The organism is Ralstonia sp. ASV6, from assembly GCF_016429285.1.
GTDB classification, from domain to species: Bacteria; Pseudomonadota; Gammaproteobacteria; order Burkholderiales; family Burkholderiaceae; genus Ralstonia; species Ralstonia flaminis.
This window is the reverse complement of the sequence record NZ_JAELUI010000008.1, coordinates 1-24,525: the sequence shown is the minus strand read 5'-3', so window position 1 is coordinate 24,525 and position 24,525 is coordinate 1. Positions and strand designations below refer to the sequence as shown.

Genomic DNA, 24,525 nt, shown 5'->3' with positions numbered 1-24,525 from the left:
CCAATCTAATGATGGCTTCTACTAACGCTGCATTATCGCGCATGAACAGCACATTCGGGCACGGCGCAGAAAGCACAATGCCGTGCTGCCTTGTACGGTGATCGTATGACTGACCCGCGTGTTCATCAGGTCGTTGACGGCTTGGCGGCCCGCAGCGCCTTTGACGCTGCAGCTTTGGTGCCCTGGATTGTTGCAGGGCAGCGCGTCGGCTGGCTGGACGCCAAGCGCGCCGCGCTGCTTGGGCGCTGGCCGCAGTGGTTCGAGGTGTCGGCCGGGCGGGTCGATTTGCGCAACACCCTTGCCACCGAGGGCGAGCGTACGGCCGCCTTGGCCGAGGTGATTGAGCGTTTGGCCGAGGGGGGGCATGTACGCGGGTGGCGCGACGAGCAATTCGTCGTCAACACCGGCTGGGGCACGCCTGTACTGGCGCTGATCGAACGCGCGGCCGCACGCTTTTTCGGCATCCGCACCTACGCCGCCCACATGAACGGCTTGATCGAGGGGGGGGGTGACGCAGGGCCGATGCTCTGGCTGGCCCGCCGTGCCAACACCAAGCCGATCGACCCCGGTATGTGGGACAACCTCGTCGCCGGCGGCATCGGCCATGGGTTCGACGCGCGCGGCGCGCTGGAGAAAGAATGCTGGGAAGAGGCGGGCATCGGCGCCGATCTGGCAGCCGGGCTGATGCCGCGCGGCACGATCGACGTCCTGCGTGCCGTGCCCGAGGGCATCCAGAACGAGACCCTATTTGCCTTTGACCTGACGCTGCCTGCAAGCTTCACCCCTGCCAACCAAGACGGCGAGGTCGCCGGCCACCTGCGCGCCAGCCCTGACGCGGCGCTTGATATCATGGCGGATTGCGCGATGACGGTGGACGCCACGCTCGTCACCCTTGGCGCCTTGGCGCGCTTGATTCCGTCCGTGGTGCTGCAACGGTTCGCGCCTGACAACAATACGTAAAACGCTTCATGAGTCACTCCGGTTTCATCCTCACCCTGTCCTGCCCGGACCAGCCCGGCATCGTTCATGCCGTGTCCGGCCTGCTGTTCGAGCAGGGCTGCAATATTCTCGATTCCGACCAGTACGGCGACGAGTTCACCAACCGCTTCTTCATGCGCGTGCATTTCGTGCCGCAGGGCCAGCCGCTGGACCTGCAGACGCTGCGCGACCGCTTTGCACCTATCGGCGAACGGTTTTCGATGCAATGGGGCATGTTCGACGCCGCGATCAAGCCGCGCGTGATGATTCTCGTCTCGAAGATCGGCCACTGTTTGAACGACCTGCTGTTCCGCGCCCGCGCCGGCCAACTGCCGATCGAGATTGCCGCCATCGTTTCGAACCATCGCGATTTCTATCAACTGGCTGCGTCGTACGACGTGCCGTTCATGCACTTGCCGCTGCTGCAGGCGACTGACGCACAAAAGGCCCAGCAGGAAGCCCGCATCTGGGAAATTGCCCAGGAGCAGCAGATCGACCTGGTCGTGCTCGCGCGCTACATGCAGATCCTCTCGGACGACCTGTGCCGCAAGCTGGAAGGCCGTGCCATCAACATCCACCACTCGTTCCTGCCGAGCTTCAAGGGCGCCAAGCCGTACTACCAGGCACATGAGCGCGGCGTGAAGCTAATCGGCGCGACGGCCCACTATGTGACAGCCGATCTGGACGAAGGTCCGATCATCGAGCAGGAGATCGAGCGCGTGGACCACAGCATGGACCCGGAGCAGCTCACCGCCGTTGGCCGCGACGTGGAATGCGTGGCGCTCGCTCGCGCCGTGAAGTGGCATGCCGAGCATCGCATCCTGCTCAACGGCCACAAGACCGTCGTCTTCAAGTAACGGGTAGGTGGGCGTATGACACGACAGATCATCCTCGATACCGAAACCACGGGCCTGAACGCCGCCACTGGCGACCGCGTGATCGAAATCGGCTGTGTGGAGATGGTCAACCGCCGGCTGACCGGCCGCAATCTGCACTTCTACATCAACCCTGAGCGTGAAATCGACGCGGGCGCGATGGCGGTGCACGGCATCACCAACGAGTTCGTGGCCGACAAGCCCAAGTTTGCGGAAATCGTCGACGAGATCCGCGACTACGTGCAGGGTGCCGAGGCGATCATCCACAACGCCCCGTTCGACTTGGGCTTCCTGGACATGGAATTCCAGCGCCTGGGTCTGCCGACCTTCCGCGAGCATCTGTCGGGGCATATCGATACCTTGCGCGAGGCGCGCCAGATGTTTCCGGGCAAGCGCAACTCGCTGGATGCGCTGTGCGACCGGCTGGGCGTGAGCAACGCGCACCGTACGCTGCACGGCGCCTTGCTGGATGCGGAGCTGCTGGCCGAGGTCTACCTGGCCATGACGCGGGGCCAGAATACCCTGGTGATCGACATGCTGGACGGCGGCGAGAGCGCTTCGGCAGAGGCCGCCACCATCGATCTGAGCGCGCTTGAACTGCCAGTGCTGCAGGCCACCGAGGCGGAAGCCGCGGCCCATGCCGGCGTGCTCAAGGAGATCGACAAAGCCAGCGGCGGCAAGACCGTCTGGACACGGGAGGCGCAGGAAGCCGCGCCTCCGGCGGCTTGATGCAAAGTCGAAGCAAAAAAGTGCGGCCGGGGGCTTTACACGGGCATAGCTTTTCGCCATAATCTTGTTTTCGCCGCATCCCGGCAGCAGTTTTCGGGTGGTTAGCTCAGCGGTAGAGCACTGCCTTCACACGGCAGGGGTCACAGGTTCAATCCCTGTACCACCCACCAAATTCGCGAGCAATCGCAAAAAAAAGGCCCTCTGGCAATCGCCGAGGGCCTTTTTTCTTTGCCATCTTCGTTATTCGCTCCCGCGCGCTCTGCGGCATCTCCTCTCTGGCGCGAAAAAAAACGACAAACAGCCCGCTTGAATGATGTGGGTGACGCCTGCACCGAATCGAGGCCACTCGCCCTGTTTTGTGCAATTGGCCGTTGCTCAATGGTGGGAAGGTTGCCAGTACAACTGGGATGCCGCCTGGGTTGCTGTGCATGCAACAGCGCAGCAACCATTGTGTGCGGAGGGCCGGGATAACCCCTGCTTCCGTTGGGGCGGTTGGTGGGAACTCATGCAGATCGGTTACGTACAAACATGCGAGCGCACCCGTGGAACTGGGTACGCTTTCTGCTCTACCTGAGCGGACGTGCTGGCGATGTGCGCAGCGGCGACAAATTGCTGCGTATGAATATGCTGATGAGATTGCGAGCCGTTCCGATTTGGCACTGCATTGTGTCGAGCGCTAATGCGATCGCGAGTGGCTGTGCACCGCTCGAGTTGCTCAAGCGTTCTTGTGCTCATCCGCGATTGGTCTACAGTGGAATAAGTACCGCATTCAACGCACGCAAGAACTAGCCTCGTTCCAGCATGACCATGCTGGTGGTGAGGAAGAAATCTACGGGGGAGATATGGATATTTTCCGCCACTACGCTACGCGTTTCGAAGCTCGCAAAGAGGACGAGTACAGCATCCAAGAGTACCTGGATATCTGCAAGAAAGACTCCACCGCTTATGCGACCGCAGCCGAGCGCATGCTTGCTGCAATTGGTCAGCCGGAATTGGTAGACACCCACCACGATCCTCGGCTGTCGCGGTTGTTCTTCAACAAGGTCATCCGCATCTACCCGGCCTTCCGGGAGTTCTACGGCATGGAGGACACGATCGAGCAGATCGTCTCGTTCTTCAAGCATGCCGCGCAGGGCCTGGAGGAACGCAAGCAGATCCTCTATCTGCTCGGGCCACCGGGCGGCGGCAAGTCTTCTCTGGCTGAAAAGCTGAAGGCGCTGATGGAGCAGATTCCCATCTACGCGCTCAAGGGCTCGCCCATTCACGAGTCCCCGCTCGGGCTGTTCTCGCCCGAGGAAGACGGCAAGATCCTAGAGGAAGACTACGGCATCCCAAGGCGCTATCTGAACTCGATTGCCTCGCCGTGGGCCGTCAAGCGGCTGCACGAATTCAACGGCGACATCACGCGGTTCCGCGTGGTGAGGCTGCATCCGTCGGTGCTGTCGCAGATTGCGATCTCCAAGACGGAGCCCGGCGACGAGAACAATCAGGACATTTCATCGCTGGTCGGCAAGGTCGACATCCGCAAGCTGGAGGACTATCCGCAGGACGATCCGGATGCCTACTCGTATTCGGGCGGGCTGTGCCTGGCCAACCGCGGGCTGCTTGAATTCGTGGAGATGTTCAAGGCGCCCATCAAGGTGTTGCACCCGTTGCTGACGGCCACGCAGGAAGGCAACTACAAGGGCACGGAGGGCTTTGGCGCGATTCCGTTTGACGGCGTCATCCTAGCGCACTCGAACGAGGCGGAGTGGCAGAGCTTCAAGTCCGACCGCAACAACGAGGCCTTCCTCGACCGCATCTATATCGTCAAGGTGCCGTACTGCCTGCGCGTGTCGGATGAGGTGAAGATCTACGACAAGCTGCTGCGTAACAGCTCGCTGTCGAACTCGCCTTGCGCGCCGAACACGCTGAAGATGATGGCGCAGTTTGCGGTGCTCACGCGCATCAAGGAGCCGGAGAATTCCAACATCTTCTCCAAGATGCGCGTCTATGACGGCGAGAGCCTCAAGGACGTTGACCCGAAGGCGAAGTCGTATCAGGAGTACCGCGATTTTGCCGGCATTGATGAGGGCATGACCGGGTTGTCGACGCGCTTTGCCTTCAAGGTGCTGTCCAAGGTCTTCAACTTTGATGGGGCGGAGGTTGCCGCCAACCCGGTGCACCTGCTGTACGTGCTCGAACAGCAGATCGAGCGTGAGCAGTTTGCCCCGGAGACCGAATCCAAGCTGATGTCCTACATCAAGGAGTATCTGACTGCGCCTTATGTGGAGTTCATCGGCAAGGAGATTCAGACCGCCTATCTGGAGTCGTATTCGGAATACGGGCAGAACATCTTCGATCGCTACGTGGTGTTTGCCGACCTGTGGATCCAGGATCAGGAGTACCGCGATCCGAACACCGGCGAAATTCTCGATCGCAGCGCCTTGAACGATGAGCTTGAGAAAGTGGAAAAACCGGCGGGCATCTCGAACCCGAAGGATTTCCGCAACGAGATCGTCAACTTCGTGCTGCGCGCGCGGGCCAAGAACGGGGGCAAGAACCCGCTCTGGACCAGCTACGAGAAGCTGCGTGCGGTGATCGAAAAGCGGATGTTCTCGACCACGGAAGACCTGCTGCCGGTGATCTCGTTCAACGCCAAGTCGTCGCACGACGATCGGGCGAAGCATGAGAACTTCGTCAACCGCATGGTGGAAAAGGGCTATACCGAGAAGCAGGTGCGCCTGCTGGTGGAGTGGTATCTGCGCGTACGGAAGTCGTCTTAAGGAGAGGGTGCCAGGCAGACAACTTCCAACCGAGGGCAGGCACATGGGCACGATCATCGATCGGCGGGAGAACGGCGGCGGCAAGAGTACCGTCAACAAGCAGCGCTTCATCAAGCGCTACAAGGAGCAGATCCGTCGCGCGGTGGCCAAGGCGGTGTCCGGCCGGAAGATCATGGACATCGAGCAGAGCGGGCAGGTGTCCATTCCGGTCAAGGACATCTCCGAGCCTATGTTCCACCACGGCTCGGGCGGGCGCCGGGAGGGCGTCCATCCCGGCAACAGGCAGTTTGTCCGGGGCGACAGCTTCGACCGCCAGCAGCAGGGCAGCGGTGGTACGGGCTCCCAGGCGAGTGATTCGGGCGAGGGCGAGGACGACTTTGTCTTCACGCTCTCACGCGAGGACTTCCTCAACTTCTTCTTCGAGGACATGGCGCTGCCCGACATGGCCAAGCGGCACCTGGCCAAGATCGCGGAGGTGCGCAAGGTGCGGGCTGGCTATTCGCTGGACGGCACGCCTTCGAACCTGTCCATCCTGCGCACGATGCGCAGCTCCCTCGGCCGCCGCATTGCGCTATCCAGCCCGTATCAGCGGCGCCTGCATGAACTGGAGACTGAGTACAACGAGGTACTCCAGAACGACGGGCCGTACTGTGCCCGCGCGTTGGAGCTGATGAAGGAGATGCGGCACCTGCGCTCGTGCCTCGATCGTGTGCCCTTTATCGAGAAGCTCGACCTGCGCTACAACAATCGCGTGCAACGCAAGCGTCCACAGGCGCAGGCGGTGATGTTCTGCGTGATGGATGTGTCGGGCTCGATGGATGAGCAGCGCAAAGATCTTGCCAAGCGCTTCTTCATGCTGCTCTACCTGTTCCTGAAGCGGAACTACGAACGCATCGACGTCGTCTTCATCCGTCACCACACCGTGGCCAAGGAGGTCAGTGAGGAGGACTTCTTCCACTCACGTGAATCTGGCGGCACGGTGGTATCGAGCGCGCTCAAGCTCGTCACGGAAGTGATCCATGATCGCTATCCACCCAGCCAATGGAACATCTACTGCGCTCAGGCGTCGGACGGCGATAACTGGGCGGGGGATTCAGAGCTTTGCGCCCAGCTGCTGCGCGAATCGATCCTGCCGGTGACGCAGTATTTCGCGTACATCGAGGTGGTCTCGACGGAGCCACAGAACCTGTGGGAGGAGTATCTTACGGTGCAGGCTGCATACGAGAACTTTGCGATGCAGCGCATCCTCAAGGCCGACGAGATCTATCCGGTATTGCACGATTTGTTCCAGAAGCGCACCACCTGAATGGCAGTGCCCGCGGCGCTGCATTGGCCCGACGTATTTGCCAACATGCGGCAAACACGCTGCAGCATGTGACGGAGTCAACGGGGAACGAGCATGGCCTATCTTTCGACAGGCTCGGAATGGACCTTCGATCTGATCAAGCTCTATGACCAGAACATCGCCCGCATTGCCGGCGAGTTTGGTCTGGACACGTATCCGAATCAGATCGAGATCATTACCGCAGAGCAGATGCTGGATGCCTATGCGTCGTCCGGCTTGCCTCTGGGCTACAACCACTGGTCATATGGCAAGCATTTTCTGGCTTCCGAGCGCGGCTACCAGCGCGGCCAGATGGGGCTGGCTTACGAGATCGTCATCAACTCCAACCCCTGCATCGCCTACCTGATGGAGGAGAACACGATGCCGATGCAGGCGCTGACGATCGCGCACGCCTGCTACGGCCACAACTCCTTCTTCAAGGGCAACTACCTCTTCCGCACCTGGACCAACGCTGACGCCATTGTTGACTACCTACTGTTCGCCAAGAGCTATGTGGCGGAGTGCGAACGCCGCTATGGCGAGCAGGAAGTGGAGTTGCTGCTCGATTCATGCCACGCGCTGCAGAACTACGGGGTGGACCGCTACCGACGGCCCAAGAAACTGTCGATTACCGAGGAGCAAGCGCGCCAGGACGAACGCGAAAAATACCTGGAGGCGCAGGTCAATGACCTATGGCGCACGCTGCCCAAGCACCGTGCGCATGCGCTAGCCACCGCAGACGATGCGCCAGAGCCGGAACCGAAGTTTCCGCTAGAGCCGGAGGAGAACCTTCTCTACTTCATCGAGAAGAACGCGCCGAAGTTACAGCCCTGGCAGCGAGAGATTGTGCGTATCGTGCGCAAGATCGCACAGTACTTCTATCCGCAGCGGCAGACCAAGGTCATGAACGAAGGCTGGGCTACGTTCTGGCACTACACCATCCTGCACAAGCTATACGACGAAAAGCTCGTCAACGATGCCTTCATGCTGGAGTTGCTGCAGGCACATACCAATGTGATTTATCAACCCCCATACAACAGCCCGTACTACAGCGGCTTCAATCCGTACACGCTTGGCTTCCTGATCTTTCAGGACATCCGCCGCATTTGCGAAGCCCCGACCGATGAAGATTTCCGCTGGGCCCCCGAGATCGCCGGCAGCGATTGGCAGGAAACACTCGACTTTGCCATGCGCAACTTCAAGGACGAGAGCTTTCTGCTGCAGTTCCTGTCACCGCGGGTGATTCGCGAGCTGAAGTTGTTCTCGGTGCTGGATGACGATCGCGAGCCCAAGCTGCGCGTGACCGCCATCCACGACGACGAGGGCTATCGCATGATTCGCCAACTATTGGCGAGTCAGTACGACCTGTCCAATATCGAGCCGAACATCCAGGTCACCAATGTGGACGTGGGGGGCGATCGCTCGTTGACCATGCGGCATCAGCAGAACCACCGCCGCCCCCTGGGCAGCAACTACGAAGAGATGGTGCGCCACGTTACCCGGCTCTGGGGTTTCACCTGCCGGCTGGAGGTGGTCTACGAAGACGGTCGGCGCGAAATGAAGTACGAGTGCAAGCCTGACTAGCGCGTCAACCGCCGGTGCGTTGCTGTGCTCACACCGCCGGGGCAGCGGGCTCAGCGTGTTTCGCGCTCGCCTTTTTCTTGTCTGAAGGCTGAAGTGTTTGCGGCATGCCTTGCAGTTCCGTGGCCCTCAGCGCGCCGAACAGAGCGCGGACTGGTGCGATCATCGGTTCGTCTCCCCAATGTGTCGCCAGCGTGCGCCAGGCTTCTGCCGATGTGGTGGCCTGTTGTAACAGGGCGTTCTGCTGCTCGTTCACCATACTCAGGATGGTCTGGAAGAGGCGACTGCTTTGCTCGATGCGGGTTTGCAGCAGGATGGCCGGCAGCGCGGCCAGGTCTTCCCAGTTGGTAGCTTCAGAAACTGAGGCGCAGGCTTGCAGTGCGCGCCGCTCCGCATCTTCCACGCCCTTAAGCGTGATTTTGAGCGCGCGTTCTTGCGTTTCCTCCAGCGTGGTCAGGGTGTGCAGGGCGGTTTGTAGCTGAGTGCGAAAGACTTCGAGGGAGAGATCGATCGGTGCTTGCACGGCGTGCCTCCAAAAATGGGTGGGTGGCGAGGCCCTGCCGATGTTGTCCGCTGTCTCGCATGGCGCCCCTTTCTCCCCCGGTCCCCCAAAGGCCGTTCGCTGTTCTGGTGCAGGCGAAACCGCCCTTGGCAGGTGACGCAACCGGGGTGGCGCCACCTTCTGAGATGCTTGCGCTACATGCCGAAGCGAAAGTGTCCGCTGCGCAGCACGATGTTGTGTGAGTCGGTCAGCTTGAACAGCGAGCGCGCCATGTCTTCGATGGTTCCGCGATGGGTTTCCATCGCTTGCAGCAGATCTTCCTGCCGCCAGGAGCGGGCGCCGAAATGTTCTTCCAGTGCCTCCGCCGTCACCGCATAGCAGGCGTACGTGCCATCGACGCTGGCGGTGCAGGTGAGGGTGAGATCTGCTGCGCAGTAGCGCGGAGTGCCTGTGTGGAATTCAATCGATTTCATGGCCGGCCTCCATGAAAAAAGGCGATGCGCCGTGCGCCGCTATTGCTCCAGTGTATGGCGCGAGTGGCTGAATGCAATGTCGTTACGAAGCGGTTTAGACCGGCGTCAACCCTGGGTTTCTCTCGCGGCACGAGGCGTGTGTCAGTGTGTATGGCCGCCGGCACCCGCACGTGACCGGCGGCTCGATCCAATCCCCCGGCTACATCGCACACAGTTGCAGGCGTGCAATGCCGGCCTTACAGCGCGACAGCCAGAGTGCGGCCTCCGTGCGGTTGCTCACCCCGATCTGCCGGAACAGCGCGTACAGATGATTTTTGATGGTGCCTTCGGCCACATTGAGCATGCGGCAGATCTGCTTGTTGGATTTGCCTTCAGCAAGCAATTGCAGCACTTCGTGCTGGCGCGGCGTAAGGCGGCGCCACACTTCGGCCGGGCTTTCGCCGCTGGCCTGTCGCGGATCATCGGGGTACAGGTTGCTGATGGGCGGCAGATAGACCGCGCCCGAAGTGATGCGCTGCAAAGCTTCGAGCAGAACATCGGCGGTGGCCTGGCGGTCGACCACACCGGCGGCGCCAAAACGCAACGCATCGCCCACCACGTGCCGGCCAACGGCCTGCACCGTCAGCAAGACAGGCACTTCCGGCAAGACGGCTTTCAGGTCTGACAGGCGCTGCCGCGCATCATCATCCTGCGCACTCCATTCCATGACCACCGCGCTGGGCTCTGCCTCTCTGCAGGCTGGTCCAATTGACGCGGAATAGTGTGTATCGATAAACACACCCTGTGCATCGAGTGCATTCAATACATTGGACACACCTGCCGCAAAAAGCGGCAAGCTATCGATTACCAGAATATTCATCGACCCCTCGTACTTCGGTTAATTATTCTCAAGCGAAACCGATTATTTTGTAGGGCGCGAATGATCCGGGTGCATTGAAACGGAAGTTCAGTGCCGAAAGTCACGGGCGGGTTATCGCCAGGTATTAGGCCGCTGTACTGGGGCCACGACTGGGACTTTCGTGGCATCGAACCTCGTCGTCAAAGCACTTACTTTGGATTTTGGCGCACAAACCTGTGCGTCAAAATAATTCAAAGTAAGGAGTTTTAAATGGACAACGGACTTATCGGATCGGTTATCAACGCGCTGCCGATCGACAAGATGATCTCCGCGCCGCTGCAGGCAATGATCGCGGCGCAAACCTCGGCAGCAAAATCCTATGCGGATTTTCTGCTGCAGGTGTGTATTCAGAATGGCAAGGCCGTTGCGGTGCAATTCGACTATGACGAAACCATCGTCGATGAGAAGGGTGTGTCGCAGGGCACGATCCAGAAGACGATGCGCATTCCGCTGCTGTGTGCGGTTGTGCATCCGGTAATTGCCATCGAAGAAGGCACGATCGACTTCGAGCTGGAAATCTCGCAGTCGGAAAAGTCGTCTTCGTCCACCGAGGCGGAGGGTTCGTTCCAGGCCAAGCTGGGCTGGGGCCCGTTCAGCGTGTCGGTGTCGGGCCGCGCCTCCCACAAATCGGAGCAGACGCGCAGCACTGATACACGTGCCAAGTATTCCTTCCACACTCAGGTCAAGCGCCAGAACCCGCCTGAAGCGCTGATGCGCGTGATGGAATTCCTGACCGACGCTGCCACCAAGCCGGTGGTGGTGAAGGGCAAGGAGAACGACGTCAAGCCGCTGCCGGCCACGCCGACCGACGGCACGATGGTTGGTGAGAAGGTGCCCGCCGGCGGCAACGCCCCGGCCCCGGCTCCGGCTAACCCGTAAGCCACTTCGGCGATGGGCACCGGCCCGCCTCCCCACAGCTGGTGTCCTGACCGGCGCGCGTTCTGCCTCAATTGGGCCGCGCGTCGCCCATTGACCTCGTTCAGCCCGACACCATGTTCAAACTCTTCAGCCGGCGGCGGCGTGACGACGACCGCGCGCCACTCGCCAATATGGCGCCTGCGTCGTCTGCGCAGCTTGATATGCCTTCCGGCGCCGCACCGTTTCAAGGCGCGGCATCGGATACACCGCCCCCAGCCGGGGCCGATGCACCGTCGCCCCCCAGCTCGTCACCGCCCGGTGGTGGTGCCGGCGGTGGCAGCAACAGCCACGGACATCCGGGCTTCAACGGTCTCACGCTCGACGACATCACGCGCGGCATGCAGCACGCTGCCTCATCGGCCAATCAGATGCTGGCGCAGCAATACACCGTGCTGCTCGATCAGTTCTTTGATGCGGATGAAAACGGCACGCTGGTTGCCCGCGAGGTGGAGCTGGCGCTCGACAGTCAGCACCGGCTCGCGTTGCCGCTGGTGTCGCTGGCCGTGCCACGTGGCCTCGCGCTCGACGAGATGACCGTGGACATGACCGTGCGCAGCGATCTGGCCGAGACCCTGCCTGCGCAAGGTGGCGTAGGTGGCGTTGGCAAGTTCTACGTTTCGCTCGCACCGCATTCAAAGCGTGGTGCAGGAGACGGTGGCGGCCGCGATAGCGAGCACATCGACATCCAGATGAAGTTCACCGCGCTGCAGCCGCCTGAGGCCGTGATGCGGTTGATCGATGAATACACGAACCGGTTGCTGCCGCGGCCAGTCAAGGCCGACGCAGCGCCGGACGCCACCCCCAACAGCACGCCCCAGGAGAAGAGCGATGAGCACTGACAACAACCCGCGCACTACAGGCGAGAGGGGCCTCGCCCTCATCAAGGAGTCCGAAGGCCTGCGCTTGTCCACGTATCTCGATGCCGTCGGCAAGCCGACCATCGGCTATGGCCACCTCATCCGGCCCGGCGAGACCTTCAACGGCCCGATCTCGCAACAGCAGGCCGAAGCCTTGCTGCGCAAAGACCTGTACGACACCGAGCAGGGCATCGCCCGCGCCGTGCGGGTATCGATCACGCAGGGGCAATTCGACGCGCTGGCGTCGTTTGTATTCAACCTGGGGGCGGGGCGGCTGCGCTCGTCAACGCTGCTGCGCAAGCTCAATGCGGGCGACTACGCGGGGGCTGCCGATCAGTTTCTCCTATGGGACAAGGCCGGCGGCAAAGCGCTAAAGGGGTTGACCAAACGTCGCCAGGCTGAGCGCCGGCTGTTTCTGTCCTGATTGCCAGCACCACAACGTTGTTCAACCGGAGAACCTCCATGCGTAACGAACCGATGTCCGTGATTCACACCGTTCCCCCGCGCCAGCTGCATCGCGTGCTGATCTGGGTGGCTGCCGCCGCCATTGCGATGGGTGTTTCCTATGCGCGAGCGGCCGACGAAGCTCTGCCCACTTGTACGGCCGAAGCCCAACGCATCGGCGCCGAACTTGTGCGGCAGGATCTGCCTCGCTTCAATGAACAGGCCGGGCGGTACCTTGCCGACACGCTGAATGCGCTTTATGCCTATGGCACGCTGCCCAACCGCTATGTGCCTGAGCGCGACGCCAATTGGGCTGACGGCACCAATCGTCCTGCCATGATGCAGAAGCGCAGTGTCGGCGGGGACCTTTGGAGGCAGAGTGGTTTGCTGCAGGCGGACATTGATGACGGCTTATCCAAGCGGGGCCCGCTGCGCCTGATCTTCGACCAGGCGGGCAAACCGCAATACGTCACTACCGTCCTACCCAATGCACCGCAAATCCCGACAGTGCGCTGCGTTGGCAGGTGAGCGTTGGCGGCGCGTCAGGCGCCAGCCTGCAATGCCTGACGCGCCAACTCCACGCCCTTGTTGGCGAGCGCATCGGCGCGTTCGTTGCCGGGGTGGCCAGCATGGCCCTTTACCCAGTGCCAGCTCACCTCGTGCGTGACGACGAGCTCATCGAGGATGCGCCACAGGTCGTCGTTCTTCACGGGCTTCTTGTCGGCGGTCTTCCAGCCGCGTGCTTTCCAGCCGGCCAGCCATTCGCTGATGCCTTTCTGCACGTACTGCGAATCGGTGTAGACCTTGACCCGGCACGGCCGCTTGAGCGCACGAAACGCTTCAATGACGGCCATCAACTCCATGCGGTTGTTGGTGGTGACGGCTTCGCCGCCAAAGAGTTCTTTTTCGTGGCCGCCCGAGACGAGCACGGTGCCCCAGCCGCCAAGGCCGGGGTTGCCCTTGCATGCGCCATCGGAATAGACGGTAACTTCCTGCATGAATACGAAAGCGATCAGTGAGTGGGTGAGGGCGGCAGCGCCGATCGGCTGAAGTTACGCGCCCGATTTGCCCTCGCACGCGGCGGCCGGCGGCGTCTTGGTCGAATGCGAACCCGATGGCGTGGCGACTGGCGTACCAGCCGGCACCAGCGTGGGAGACTTCCGGGTCTTCCATGCGGGGCCAACCATACGCATGCCGCGCACGCGCTTGACGGCCTGCAGCATGTAGACCGCCCCGAAGATCGGCCACCAGCGATCGCCAGCCTTCTCCATGAAGGCCGTGCGCTGCAGCCACTTTTCGGTACGGTTGGGTGGGCGGTAGCAGCCGAAACGGCCGCGCACGATATCAAATCCGAGCAGCTTGAGCCAGTCTTTCAGTCGGGTGAAGGCAATCATCTGGCTTTGCGCGGGCAGGAACGATTCCGTACCCAGGCGCCGCATGCCCTGGCGCATGCCCCACAGGCTCAGCGGGTTGAAGCCGGTGATGATCAATCGCCCTTCAGGCATCAGCACACGCGCCACTTCGCGCAGCACTTCGTGCGGGTCGTCTGTGAATTCCAGCACATGGGGCAGGGCTACGAGGTCGATGCTTTGCGAGGCGAACGGCAGTTCGTCGTAGCGGCAGATCACACGAGGCTTGGCCTGACGCTGGGTCGCGCTGGCATCGCTCTCGCCGTCGGCGGAGGCGTCTACGGGCTCGGCCGGGTCGCCGTCCATTGGGTCGAGCGTTTCAATGGGGGCGGTCGGGTCGATATCGTCGATCACGCGCGCAATCAGGGGGATGCGGTTCTCGCGCAGCGCGCCAAAGCCAGGGTGGCCGAGTTGCAGCGCGTGAAAACCGAACATGTCGGCCACGGTGCGATCGAATTGCGCCTGCTCCCAGCGTAGGACGTACTGTCCAGGCGGTGAAGCCAGCCAGTGGTGCCAATCTATAATGCGACGATCGTTAGAGGAGTCGGGCATGGTCCAGGGTGGTGTGCCGCTGGTGGCAGCACTTGAGGTAGAGGCGATCGCCGCGTTTGCCGACAATTATATTTGGGCGCTTCATGATGGCCGCGTGGCTGCTGTCGTGGACCCAGGCGACGCGCAACCGGTGCTGCGCTTTCTGCAGGAGCGCGGGCTTGCGCTCGGTGCCATTGTAATCACACATCACCACGGCGATCACGTTGGTGGGGTGCGAGAACTGGTCGCCGCGTATCCGGAGAATCCCGAGGGTGCACCGTTGCCGGTAATCGGCCCGGCAGGCGAATCTATCCCGTGCCGCACCCAGGCCGTACGCGAAGGCGACATCGTCTCGCTCGCTCAGCCGGCCGCCACGTTCCGCGTGCTTGATGTGCCGGGTCACACCAGTGGCCATGTCGCCTACGTCGGCCATCTGCAAGGCGACAAGGCGCCTGCCAGCCTGTTTTGCGGTGACACGCTATTCGCGACGGGTTGTGGCCGGCTCTTTGAAGGCACGCCCGCGCAGATGCGTGCATCGCTGGCCAAGCTGGCGGCGCTGGCGCCAACCACTCTTGTTTACTGCGCGCATGAGTACACCGCATCGAATGTGCGCTTTGCACGCGCAGTCGAGCCGGGCAACGCCAGCTTGGCCGCCTGGGAGGCTAAGGTCGGGGCGCTGCGGGCCGACGGCCGCTCGACTGTGCCCACCACCGTTGGCCACGAGTGCGCGACCAACCCTTTTGTACGATCGGACGCGCCTGAAGTAACGCAAGCGGTGGCTCGTCACGCCGGTATTGATACAAAAGATCCGGTGGCCGTATTCGCCGCTTTGCGCGAGTGGAAGAACGGCTTCCGTTGAGAATACAGGCCGCGCGGGGTGTCGCCACCTGTGCACCGGGATGCTGCCGGGGCAATCGCAGGGTCAACGCGGGTTGACGCCGCGGGATGCCTTTCTTACTATCTGGGGCAATTTTTAGGTCCAACCCCTCAGAACTTGATGCGATCCGTGCGACTTCTTGCGGCATCTGTGCTCAGTCTGCTTCTCGCGGCCTGTGCGACGGCTCCCGCTCCGAATGCCGACACTGCCAGCGCAAGCGCCTCTGCCTCCACTTCCGGCCAAAATGCGCCGGTCGTCAATGTTGATCAGCAGCCCGTAGCCTCCCTGAAAGGGCCGGCTAAGGATCTCTGGGCGCGCATTCGCCAGGGTTTTTCCATGCCCGACCTGCAAAGCTCGGCCGTGGATGACCGTGCCGATTGGTATGCGCAGCGCCCCGAAGCGTTCCAGCGGATGGTCGAACGCTCGAACCGCTACCTGTATCACATCGTTGAGGAGCTGGAGCGGCGCAACATGCCCACTGAACTGGCGCTGCTGCCGTTCGTGGAAAGTGCGTTCAACCCGCAGGCAGTGTCGAGCGCCAAGGCAGCCGGGATGTGGCAGTTCATCCCGAGTACCGGCCGAACCTACAACCTCAAGCAGAACGTCTTCCAGGACGAGCGCCGCGACGTGCTCGCCTCGACAGACGCCGCGCTGGATTACCTCTCCAAGCTGCACGATCAGTTTGGCGACTGGCAACTGGCGCTGGCTGCCTACAACTGGGGCGAGGGTTCTGTCGCGCGTGCCATTGCACGCAACCAGGCAGCGGGCCTGTCGACGGACTACGTCAACCTGAACATGCCCGCCGAGACGCGCATGTACGTGCCCAAGCTCCAGGCGGTGAAGAACATCATCGCCAACCCCGAGCGCTACGGCGTGCGGCTGCCGGACATCCCAAACCACCCGTACTTCGTCACCGTCACCACCTCGCGTGATATTGATGTGGTGCTGGCGGCGCGGCTGGCCAATCTGCCGATGGATGAGTTCAAGGCGCTCAACCCGTCGTTCAACCGGCCAGTGATCCTGGGGGCCTCGAACCCGCAGATTCTGCTGCCGTATGACAACGCGGAAACGTTTCAGTACAACCTGAATACGTATCGCGGCGGCCTGTCCAGCTGGACGGCGGTAACGGTGGGCAACCGTGAACGTGTGGAAGCCTTGGCGGCGCGGCTGAAGGTTGATCCGGACACCATCCGCGAGATCAACCGCATCCCCAAGGGCATGCGCCTGAAGGCTGGCTCAACTGTGGTTGTGCCGCGCGCGGACGGCGCCAAAGATGATGCGCCCGATATCAGCCCTGAGCTGGCCGAAAACGCCACCATGGCCGTCGAACCCGACATGCCAGACCTGCGAAAGGTGGTGGTGCGTGCGGGCAAGCGCGATACGGTGGCAGGCCTATCGCGGCGCTATGGCGTGTCTGTGGCGCAACTTCGTGCGTGGAACCAGTTGCCGGGCGATGCGATTCCGCGGGGGCACAGCGTGGTGCTGATGCTGCCGCAGGCGCGCGGCGGTGGTCGTGTGCGTGCGGTGCGGGTATCGGCAACGTCGGCGGCGGCGTCGACCGGGCGGGTCTCGACAGCCAAGGTGGCCGGCAAGCCGGTCGTCAAGGCTAGGCCGGTGGCCAGCACATCGACCAAGCGCAAGAAGCGCTGAAGCTGGCAAACTGAAGCGGCGTCCTGCGGGGCGCCGTTTTCTTTTTGGGCTACGGTAAGACCTGCGTAAGTTGGCGGTCGCACAGTCGCTGCATCGAGCACATCGAACATTGAGCCGGCACGCCACGTAGCGGGTCGGCCTGGAGACAACGTCATGCCCATGTCCGCCGCATACCAAGCGCTGTACCAGCGTTCTGTCGACGACCCTTCCGGCTTCTGGCACGAGCAAGCCCAGCGTATCGACTGGCCGACGCCGTACTCCGCCGTGCTCGATGATTCACGCTTGCCGTTTGCGCGCTGGTTTATCGGCGGGCGTACCAATCTGTGCCACAACGCGGTGGATCGGCATCTCGCCACGCGTGGCGAGCAAGCTGCGCTGGTGTATGTCTCTACAGAAACCGGTATCGAGACAACGTACACGTATCGCCAGCTCCATCGTGAGGTCAATCGCATGGCGGCCTGCCTGCAGGCGCTGGGCGTCAAGCGGGGGGATCGGGTGCTGATCTATCTGCCGATGATTCCCGAGGCCGCATTCGCGATGCTGGCCTGCGCGCGCATAGGGGCGATCCACTCGGTGGTGTTCGGCGGCTTCGCATCCAACAGCCTGGCCACGCGCATCGACGATGCCACGCCGCGCGTGATCGTCAGCGCCGACGCGGGCTCGCGGGCGGGCAAGGTGGTCGAGTACAAACCGCTGCTCGACGCGGCTATCGACCTGGCAGCGCATAAGCCCGAGCACGTGCTGCTCGTCAATCGCAACCTGGCGCCGATGCGGCACAACGCACGCGACGTCGACTACGCCACGCTTGGCAGCGAGCATGCGAATGCCGACGTGCCATGCGAGTGGATGGAGTCGAGTGAGCCGTCGTACATCCTCTACACCTCGGGCACGACGGGCAAGCCCAAGGGCGTCCAACGTGACACCGGTGGTTACGCGGTGGCGTTGGCCGCGTCGATCCCGCTGATTTTCGGCGCTCAGGCCGGCGATACGATGTTCACCGCGTCCGACGTCGGCTGGGTGGTCGGCCACAGCTACATCGTCTATGCGCCGCTGCTCGCTGGCCTGACGACCGTCATGTACGAAGGCACGCCAATCCGCCCGGATGGCGCGATCTGGTGGCGCATTGTCGAGCAATACCGCGTGAACGTGATGTTCACCGCGCCAACCGCCATCCGCGTGCTCAAGAAGCAGGATCCGGCGCTGCTGCATCGGCACGACCTGTCCAGTCTGCGCCGCCTGTTTCTGGCGGGCGAGCCACTGGATGAGCCCACCGCAAGCTGGATCGGCGATGCGCTGCACAAGCCCATCGTCGACAACTACTGGCAGACCGAGACCGGCTGGCCGATGCTCGCCATCCCACAGGGCGTGGAGCCGTCGACGCAAAAGCTGGGCTCGCCGGGCTTTCCGGTGTACGGCTACAAACTCGACATTCTCGACGAGGTGAGCGGCGAGCCCTGCGCGCCCGGTGAGAAGGGCCTGCTCGCTGTCGCTGCGCCGCTGCCGCCGGGCTGCATGAGCACCGTCTGGGGCGATGATGCGCGCTTTCTCAAAACCTACTGGTCAGCGTTCCCGGGCGGCCAGATCTATTCCAGCTTTGACTGGGGTGTGCGCGACGAGGATGGCTACATCACCATCCTTGGCCGCACGGATGACGTAATCAACGTGGCGGGCCATCGCCTGGGCACGCGCGAGATCGAAGAGAGCCTGTCGTCGCATCCTGCGATCGCCGAGGTGGCGGTGGTGGGCGTGGCGGACCAGTTGAAGGGGCAGGTGGCAATGGGTTTTGCCATCGTGCGCGACGCGTCACGCGTTGCGGAGTCGACCGATCGCCTTGCGCTGGAGGGGGAGCTCATGCGCACCGTGGAGGCCCAACTCGGTGCGGTGGCGCGGCCGTCACGCGTGTTTTTCGTCAACGCACTGCCCAAAACGCGTTCTGGGAAGCTGCTGCGTCGGGCGATGCAGGCCGTGGCCGAAGGGCGTGATCCGGGAGACCTGACCACGATTGAAGACCCGACCGCGCTGGCCCAGGTGCAGTCGGTAATGCGGGGCACGTAGGGCGAGAAAAGTGATCTTTTCGACAACTGAGAGCGGGGCTTGCAGACTTGGCGGGGCGTCCCAACTCAAGGGCGACTCGCCGTTAAGTCCTTCCTTTCATTGAGTTTTTTGTGGCGCCCGGGTATAATTGTCAGGTTTGAGTTCAGAAACCCATCACCCTAGCGCCAACCGCTTCCTACCTCCCGCCTGCCGCCCCGTCTGCCTCGTTTTCCGGTGAGTTCTGCCCGGGCTTCTACGCGCAAACGGTCTGGGTTCCGCACAGCCGGAATTCCGCTTCGGCGAGCAAGGCGATCAGGTCGGCACAGGGTGAATCCAGCAGGAGCTACCCGTGTTGCCGTCTTTCCCGCCCGCCATCCTCGCGCTTGCAGACGGCACGGTCTTTCGTGGCTATTCCATCGGTGCCGCCGGTCATACGATCGGCGAAGTGGTGTTCAACACTGCCATCACCGGCTATCAGGAAATCCTTACCGATCCGAGCTACTCGCGCCAGATCGTCACGCTTACGTACCCGCATATCGGTAACGTCGGTGTGAACCGTGAGGACGTCGAAGCCACGAAAGTCCATGCCGCCGGTCTCATCATCAAGGATTTGCCGATCCTCGCGTCGAACTTCCGCAAGGAGCATTCGCTCTCGCATTACCTGAAGGGCGAGAAGGTTGTCGCCATTGCCGGCATCGACACCCGCAAGCTGACCCGCATCCTGCGTGAAAAGGGCGCCCAGAACGGTTGCATTCTGGCTGGCGAAGACAACGTGCAGAAGGCCATCGACCTGGCGCGCTCGTTCCCGGGCCTGTCGGGTATGGATCTGGCAAAGGTCGTATCCGTCACTGAGCCGTACGAGTGGACCCAGACCGAATGGGTGCTGGGTCAAGGTTATGGCAAGCAGGAAGCTCCGAAGTACCACGTTGTCGCGTACGACTTTGGCGTGAAGTTCAACATCCTGCGCATGCTGGCCGAGCGCGGCTGCCGCGTGACGGTGGTGCCGGCACAGACCAGCGCCGCCGATGTGCTGGCACACAATCCGGATGGCGTGTTCCTCTCCAACGGCCCTGGCGATCCGGAGCCGTGCGACTACGCCATCGCCGCTGCCAAGGAATTCCTGGACCGCCGTCTCCCGACGTTCGGCATCTGCCTGGGTCACCAGATCATGGGCCTGGCCGTCGGCGCCAAGACGCTCAAGATGAAGACCGGTCACCACGGTGCCAACCATCCGGTCAAGGACCTGCAGGATGGTCGCGTGGTGATCACCTCGCAGAACCACGGCTTTGCGGTGGACCCGGCTTCGCTGCCGGCCAATGCGCGTGTGACGCACGTCTCGCTGTTCGACGGCACGCTGCAGGGCTTCGAGCTGACCGACCGTCCGGCGTTCTGCTTCCAGGGCCACCCGGAAGCCTCGCCCGGCCCGCACGACATCGCGTATCTGTTCGACCGCTTCACAGCGGCGATGGACGCAGCGAAGCAGTAACGCAAACGAGAGCCAAACGGACGCAAACTCAGTCATGAACGCCTTCATGCTCGCCCACTTCGGCGTCACCGAGTTCTGGACCTTCCTGCTCGGCACGATCTTCATCGTACTGCTGCCGGGGCCGAACTCGATGTACGTGCTGTCGGTGGCGGCCCGTCGCGGTGTGCGCGCGGGCTACCAGGGCGCATGTGGCGTGTTTCTGGGCGATGCCATCCTGATGGTGCTGTCGGCGGCAGGCGTGGCTTCGCTGCTGAAGGCGAGTCCGGCGCTGTTCTACGTTGTGAAGTACATCGGTGCCGCCTACCTGGCGTGGATTGGTCTGCAGATGTTGCGCGGTGCATTGAACAGCTGGCGCGCACGCAAGGCTGGCGAGTCGGTTGAGCAGAGCGCAGCGCCGGCAGATGAAGCCAATCCGTTCAAGAAGGCGCTGGTGATCAGCCTGCTGAACCCGAAGGCGATCCTGTTCTTCATCTCGTTCTTCATCCAGTTCGTCGATCCGCACTACGCGCTGCCGGTCGTGTCGTTCGTCGTGCTGGGGCTGGTCTGCCAGATCTGCAGCTTCCTGTACCTGACCACCATCATCTTCGTGGGCGCGCGGCTGGCCGCAGCGTTCCGCGCGCGACGACGTTTGTCTGCCGGTATGAGCAGCGGCGTCGGCGCCATGTTTATCGGCTTTTCCGCCAAGCTGGCGACGGCCACACTGAATTAATCGAATCGAGCGGGTTATGCCAAAACGTACAGATATCAAAACCATCCTGATCATCGGCGCGGGTCCGATCATCATCGGCCAGGCGTGTGAATTCGATTACTCCGGCGCGCAGGCCTGCAAGGCGCTGCGTGAGGAAGGCTTCAAGGTGGTCCTGGTCAATAGCAACCCGGCCACCATCATGACCGACCCCAGCACGGCCGATGTGACCTACATCGAGCCGATCACCTGGGAAGTGGTCGAGCGCATCATCGCCAAGGAGCGTCCGGACGCGATCCTGCCGACCATGGGCGGCCAGACCGCGCTGAATTGCGCGCTGGACCTGCATCGCCACGGCGTGCTGGCGAAGTACAACGTCGAGCTGATCGGCGCCTCGCCTGAGGCCATCGACAAGGCCGAAGACCGCCAGAAGTTCAAGAACGCGATGACCAAGATTGGCCTGGGTTCGGCCAAATCGGGCATTGCGCATTCGATGGAAGAAGCGCTGGCCGTGCAGGCGTTGATTGCCAAGGAAACCGGCACCAGCGGTTACCCGATCGTGATCCGCCCATCGTTCACGCTGGGCGGCACGGGCGGCGGCATCGCCTACAACCGCGAAGAATTCGAAGAGATCTGCAAGCGCGGTCTCGACCTCTCGCCGACCAACGAACTGCTGATCGAAGAATCGCTGCTCGGCTGGAAGGAATACGAGATGGAGGTCGTGCGCGACAAGGCCGACAACTGCATCATCGTCTGCTCGATCGAGAACCTGGACCCGATGGGCATCCATACCGGTGACTCCATCACTGTGGCCCCCGCACAGACGCTGACCGATAAGGAATATCAGATCCTGCGTAACGCCTCGCTGGCTGTGCTGCGCGAGATCGGTGTCGATACGGGCGGTTCGAACGTGCAGTTCTCGATCAACCCGAAGGACGGTCGCATGATCGTCATCGAGATGAACCCGCGTGTGTCGCGTTCGTCGGCGCTGGCTTCGAAGGCCACGGGTTTCCCGATCGCCAAGGTCGCGGCCAAGCTGGCCGTGGGCTACACGCTGGACGAGTTGAAGAACGAGATCACCGGCGGTGCGACCCCGGCGTCGTTCGAACCGTCGATCGACTACGTGGTCACCAAGGTGCCGCGTTTCGCATTCGAGAAATTCCCGCAGGCTGACAGCCACCTGACCACGCAGATGAAGTCGGTGGGTGAAGTGATGGCCATGGGCCGGACCTTCCAGGAATCGTTCCAAAAGGCACTGCGCGGCCTGGAAGTGGGCGTGGATGGCCTGGACGAAAAGTCGACCGACCGCGACGAGATCATCGAAGAGATTGGCGAAGCGGGTCCGGACCGCATCTGGTATCTGGGTGACGCATTCCGCTTGGGCCTGTCGATCGACGAGGTCTATGCCGAAACGTCCGTTGACCCGTGGTTCCTTGCGCAGATCGAAGACATCGTCAAGACCGAAGCGCTGGTCAAGGCCCGCACGCTCGATAGCCTGTCGGCTGCCGAACTGCGTCTGCTCAAGCAGAAGGGCTTCTCCGACCGCCGCCTGGCCAAGCTGATGAAGACGACGGCCCAGGCTGTGCGCGAAAAACGCATCGCTGAGAAGGTGCGCCCGGTCTACAAGCGCGTGGATACCTGCGCGGCCGAGTTCGCGACCAACACGGCGTATCTGTACTCGACGTACGAAGCCGAGCATGGCGAATGCGAGGCCGAGCCGACCAACAACAAGAAGATCATGGTGCTGGGCGGTGGCCCGAACCGGATCGGTCAGGGTATCGAGTTCGACTACTGCTGCGTGCACGCTGCACTGGCACTGCGCGAAGACGGGTACGAGACCATCATGGTCAACTGCAACCCGGAAACGGTTTCGACCGACTACGACACCTCCGACCGCCTGTACTTCGAGCCGGTGACGCTGGAAGACGTGCTCGAAATCGTCGACAAGGAAAAGCCGGTTGGTGTGATCGTGCAATACGGCGGCCAGACGCCGCTGAAGCTCGCGCTCGACCTGGAAGCCAATGGCGTGCCCATCATCGGCACGTCGCCGGACATGATCGATGCGGCCGAAGACCGCGAGCGCTTCCAGAAGCTGCTGCACGAGCTGGGCCTGCGTCAGCCGCCCAACCGCACCGCTCGCGCTGAAGACGAAGCGCTGAAGCTGGCCGAAGAAATCGGCTACCCGCTGGTGGTGCGCCCGTCGTACGTGCTGGGTGGCCGCGCAATGGAAATCGTGCACGAGCCGCGCGACCTCGAGCGCTACATGCGCGAAGCCGTAAAGGTCTCGAACGACAGCCCCGTGTTGCTCGACCGCTTCCTGAACGATGCCATCGAATGCGACGTGGATTGCCTCTCCGACGGCAAGCGCGTCTTCATCGGCGGTGTGATGGAGCACATCGAGCAGGCTGGCGTGCACTCGGGCGACTCGGCGTGCTCGCTGCCGCCGTACTCGCTGTCGCAAGCCACCGTGGATGAACTCAAGCGCCAGACTGCCGCAATGGCCAAGGCGCTGAACGTGGTCGGCCTGATGAACGTGCAGTTCGCCATCCAGCAGAAGGGCGGCGAAGACATCGTCTACGTGCTGGAAGTGAACCCGCGCGCCTCGCGTACGGTGCCGTACGTGTCGAAGGCGACCAGCGTTTCGCTGGCCAAGGTGGCTGCGCGCTGCATGGCTGGCCAGTCGCTGGATTCGCAAGGCATTGAGACGGAGATTGTGCCGGCCTACTACAGCGTCAAGGAAGCCGTGTTCCCGTTCAACAAATTCCCGGGCGTTGATCCGGTGCTTGGACCGGAAATGCGCTCCACCGGCGAAGTGATGGGCGTTGGCAAGACCTTCGGTGAGGCACTCTTCAAGAGCCAGTTGGCCGCCGGTTCGCGCCTGCCCGAAAAGGGTACCGTGCTGATGACGGTCAAGGACAGCGACAAGCCGGCCGCGGTGGAAGTGGCCCGCGCGCTGCATACGTTGGGCTACCCGATCGTGGCGACGCGCGGCACGGCCTCGGCCATCGAAGCCGCCGGTATTCCGGTGCGCGTGGTCAACAAGGTCAAGGACGGCCGTCCGCACATCGTCGACATGATCAAGAACAGCGAGATCGCACTCGTGTTCACGACGGTCGATGAGACGCGCGCCGCGATTGCCGACTCGCGCTCCATCCGTCAGGCTGCACTGGCCCAGCGCGTGACCTACTACACCACCATCGCTGGCGCCCGCGCTGCGGTGGAAGGTCTGAAGCACATGCAGCATCTGGATGTGTACGATCTGCAGGGTTTGCACGCCACCCTGTAAGGCCTGGTGGGACGCTGAGTTTGGCCCGCGACGCGGCATAGCGTCGCGGTCGGCACCCCCAGAGGGCGGCAGTTGCTGCCTCCAGGCGGTTCGCCTACACTACAGTGTCCGTGTCAAAACAACGACAGCCGCCGTCAGGCGGGTGTGCGCTACGCGCCCTCCCGCTTCGCAGCGGCTGATTTTTTTGTGATTCCGAATTACTCACTATGAGCACCATTCCGAT

General features: G+C 62.2%; 21 protein-coding genes and 1 tRNA gene. 17 read left to right on the top strand and 5 right to left on the bottom strand.

Features of this window, described 5'->3' with window-relative positions:
- Window positions 1–105 precede the first annotated feature (105 nt).
- The 7 genes from JHD73_RS02530 (at window position 106) to JHD73_RS02500 (ending at window position 8,255) form a co-directional block, all read left to right on the top strand.
- Entirely contained in the window at window positions 106–960 is an 855-nt protein-coding gene (locus JHD73_RS02530; RefSeq protein ID WP_199027437.1) for an NUDIX hydrolase family protein, read from the top strand.
- Window positions 961–968: 8 nt separating this feature from the next.
- Window positions 969–1,835, top strand: a complete 867-nt coding sequence (gene purU / locus JHD73_RS02525; protein ID WP_199027435.1) for a formyltetrahydrofolate deformylase — start codon at window positions 969–971, stop codon at window positions 1,833–1,835.
- A 15-nt stretch (window positions 1,836–1,850) separates the two neighbouring features.
- The gene (gene dnaQ, locus JHD73_RS02520) at window positions 1,851–2,582 is read left to right on the top strand and encodes a DNA polymerase III subunit epsilon (protein WP_199027433.1); all 732 of its coding nucleotides are present in this window, start codon (window positions 1,851–1,853) and stop codon (window positions 2,580–2,582) included.
- A 95-nt stretch (window positions 2,583–2,677) separates the two neighbouring features.
- Window positions 2,678–2,752, top strand: a tRNA-Val gene (locus JHD73_RS02515).
- Between the two features lie 672 nt (window positions 2,753–3,424).
- Window positions 3,425–5,347: a PrkA family serine protein kinase gene (locus tag JHD73_RS02510; RefSeq protein ID WP_199027431.1), complete on the top strand. Its 1,923-nt coding sequence runs from the start codon at window positions 3,425–3,427 to the stop codon at window positions 5,345–5,347.
- A gap of 43 nt (window positions 5,348–5,390) precedes the next feature.
- On the top strand, window positions 5,391–6,653 hold the full coding sequence (locus JHD73_RS02505; RefSeq protein WP_199027428.1) for a YeaH/YhbH family protein: 1,263 nt from the start codon (window positions 5,391–5,393) through the stop codon (window positions 6,651–6,653).
- Between the two features lie 93 nt (window positions 6,654–6,746).
- On the top strand, window positions 6,747–8,255 hold the full coding sequence (locus JHD73_RS02500; RefSeq protein ID WP_199027426.1) for a SpoVR family protein: 1,509 nt from the start codon (window positions 6,747–6,749) through the stop codon (window positions 8,253–8,255).
- Window positions 8,256–8,283: 28 nt separating this feature from the next.
- Here the strand turns inward: JHD73_RS02500 and JHD73_RS02495 are convergent, their stop codons facing one another.
- The 3 genes from JHD73_RS02495 to JHD73_RS02485 all read right to left on the bottom strand — a co-directional run bounded on the left by JHD73_RS02495 (window position 8,284) and on the right by JHD73_RS02485 (window position 10,086).
- Window positions 8,284–8,775 carry a hypothetical protein gene (locus JHD73_RS02495; RefSeq protein WP_199027424.1) on the bottom strand — a complete coding sequence of 164 codons (492 nt, stop codon included), beginning with the start codon at window positions 8,773–8,775 and terminating at the stop codon, window positions 8,284–8,286.
- Window positions 8,776–8,948: 173 nt separating this feature from the next.
- Complete coding sequence (locus tag JHD73_RS02490) at window positions 8,949–9,227, bottom strand: DUF1488 domain-containing protein (RefSeq protein ID WP_199027422.1); 279 nt, start codon at window positions 9,225–9,227, stop codon at window positions 8,949–8,951.
- A 199-nt stretch (window positions 9,228–9,426) separates the two neighbouring features.
- Window positions 9,427–10,086 (bottom strand): response regulator transcription factor, encoded by a 660-nt coding sequence (locus JHD73_RS02485; RefSeq protein ID WP_199027420.1) that lies wholly within the window; start codon window positions 10,084–10,086, stop codon window positions 9,427–9,429.
- Between the two features lie 249 nt (window positions 10,087–10,335).
- Between JHD73_RS02485 and JHD73_RS02480 the strand changes: the two genes are divergently transcribed.
- The 4 genes from JHD73_RS02480 (at window position 10,336) to JHD73_RS02465 (ending at window position 12,872) form a co-directional block, all read left to right on the top strand.
- A complete protein-coding gene (locus JHD73_RS02480; RefSeq protein ID WP_199027417.1) occupies window positions 10,336–11,004 on the top strand; it encodes a DUF2589 domain-containing protein in 669 nt (222 codons plus the stop codon).
- 113 nt (window positions 11,005–11,117) lie between these two features.
- Entirely contained in the window at window positions 11,118–11,882 is a 765-nt protein-coding gene (locus JHD73_RS02475; protein ID WP_199027414.1) for a DUF2589 domain-containing protein, read from the top strand.
- Window positions 11,872–12,324, top strand: coding sequence for a lysozyme (locus tag JHD73_RS02470; RefSeq protein ID WP_199027412.1), 453 nt, complete (start codon window positions 11,872–11,874; stop codon window positions 12,322–12,324). Before JHD73_RS02475 ends, JHD73_RS02470 begins: the two co-directional genes overlap by 11 nt.
- A 38-nt stretch (window positions 12,325–12,362) precedes the next feature.
- A complete protein-coding gene (locus tag JHD73_RS02465) occupies window positions 12,363–12,872 on the top strand; it encodes a hypothetical protein (RefSeq protein WP_199027410.1) in 510 nt (169 codons plus the stop codon).
- A gap of 14 nt (window positions 12,873–12,886) precedes the next feature.
- Here JHD73_RS02465 and rnhA read toward each other — a convergent pair whose 3' ends face one another.
- Window positions 12,887–13,342 carry a ribonuclease HI gene (gene rnhA / locus JHD73_RS02460; protein WP_199027409.1) on the bottom strand — a complete coding sequence of 152 codons (456 nt, stop codon included), beginning with the start codon at window positions 13,340–13,342 and terminating at the stop codon, window positions 12,887–12,889.
- 54 nt (window positions 13,343–13,396) lie between these two features.
- On the bottom strand, window positions 13,397–14,305 hold the full coding sequence (locus JHD73_RS02455) for a class I SAM-dependent methyltransferase (protein WP_199027407.1): 909 nt from the start codon (window positions 14,303–14,305) through the stop codon (window positions 13,397–13,399).
- Here JHD73_RS02455 and gloB point away from each other — a divergent pair.
- The 6 genes from gloB (at window position 14,304) to carB (ending at window position 24,302) form a co-directional block, all read left to right on the top strand.
- Window positions 14,304–15,143, top strand: a complete 840-nt coding sequence (gene gloB, locus JHD73_RS02450) for a hydroxyacylglutathione hydrolase (RefSeq protein ID WP_199027405.1) — start codon at window positions 14,304–14,306, stop codon at window positions 15,141–15,143. The two genes, JHD73_RS02455 and gloB, sit on opposite strands and share 2 nt — an antisense overlap.
- Window positions 15,144–15,281: 138 nt before the next feature.
- Window positions 15,282–16,811, top strand: a complete 1,530-nt coding sequence (locus tag JHD73_RS02445) for a transglycosylase SLT domain-containing protein (RefSeq protein ID WP_199027403.1) — start codon at window positions 15,282–15,284, stop codon at window positions 16,809–16,811.
- A gap of 153 nt (window positions 16,812–16,964) precedes the next feature.
- Window positions 16,965–18,866: a propionate--CoA ligase gene (gene prpE, locus JHD73_RS02440; protein ID WP_199027395.1), complete on the top strand. Its 1,902-nt coding sequence runs from the start codon at window positions 16,965–16,967 to the stop codon at window positions 18,864–18,866.
- Between the two features lie 328 nt (window positions 18,867–19,194).
- On the top strand, window positions 19,195–20,331 hold the full coding sequence (carA, locus tag JHD73_RS02435) for a glutamine-hydrolyzing carbamoyl-phosphate synthase small subunit (RefSeq protein ID WP_199027393.1): 1,137 nt from the start codon (window positions 19,195–19,197) through the stop codon (window positions 20,329–20,331).
- Window positions 20,332–20,365: 34 nt separating this feature from the next.
- Window positions 20,366–21,040, top strand: coding sequence for a leucine efflux protein LeuE (leuE, locus tag JHD73_RS02430; RefSeq protein ID WP_199027384.1), 675 nt, complete (start codon window positions 20,366–20,368; stop codon window positions 21,038–21,040).
- A gap of 16 nt (window positions 21,041–21,056) precedes the next feature.
- A complete protein-coding gene (carB, locus tag JHD73_RS02425; RefSeq protein WP_199027382.1) occupies window positions 21,057–24,302 on the top strand; it encodes a carbamoyl-phosphate synthase large subunit in 3,246 nt (1,081 codons plus the stop codon).
- Window positions 24,303–24,525 lie beyond the last annotated feature (223 nt).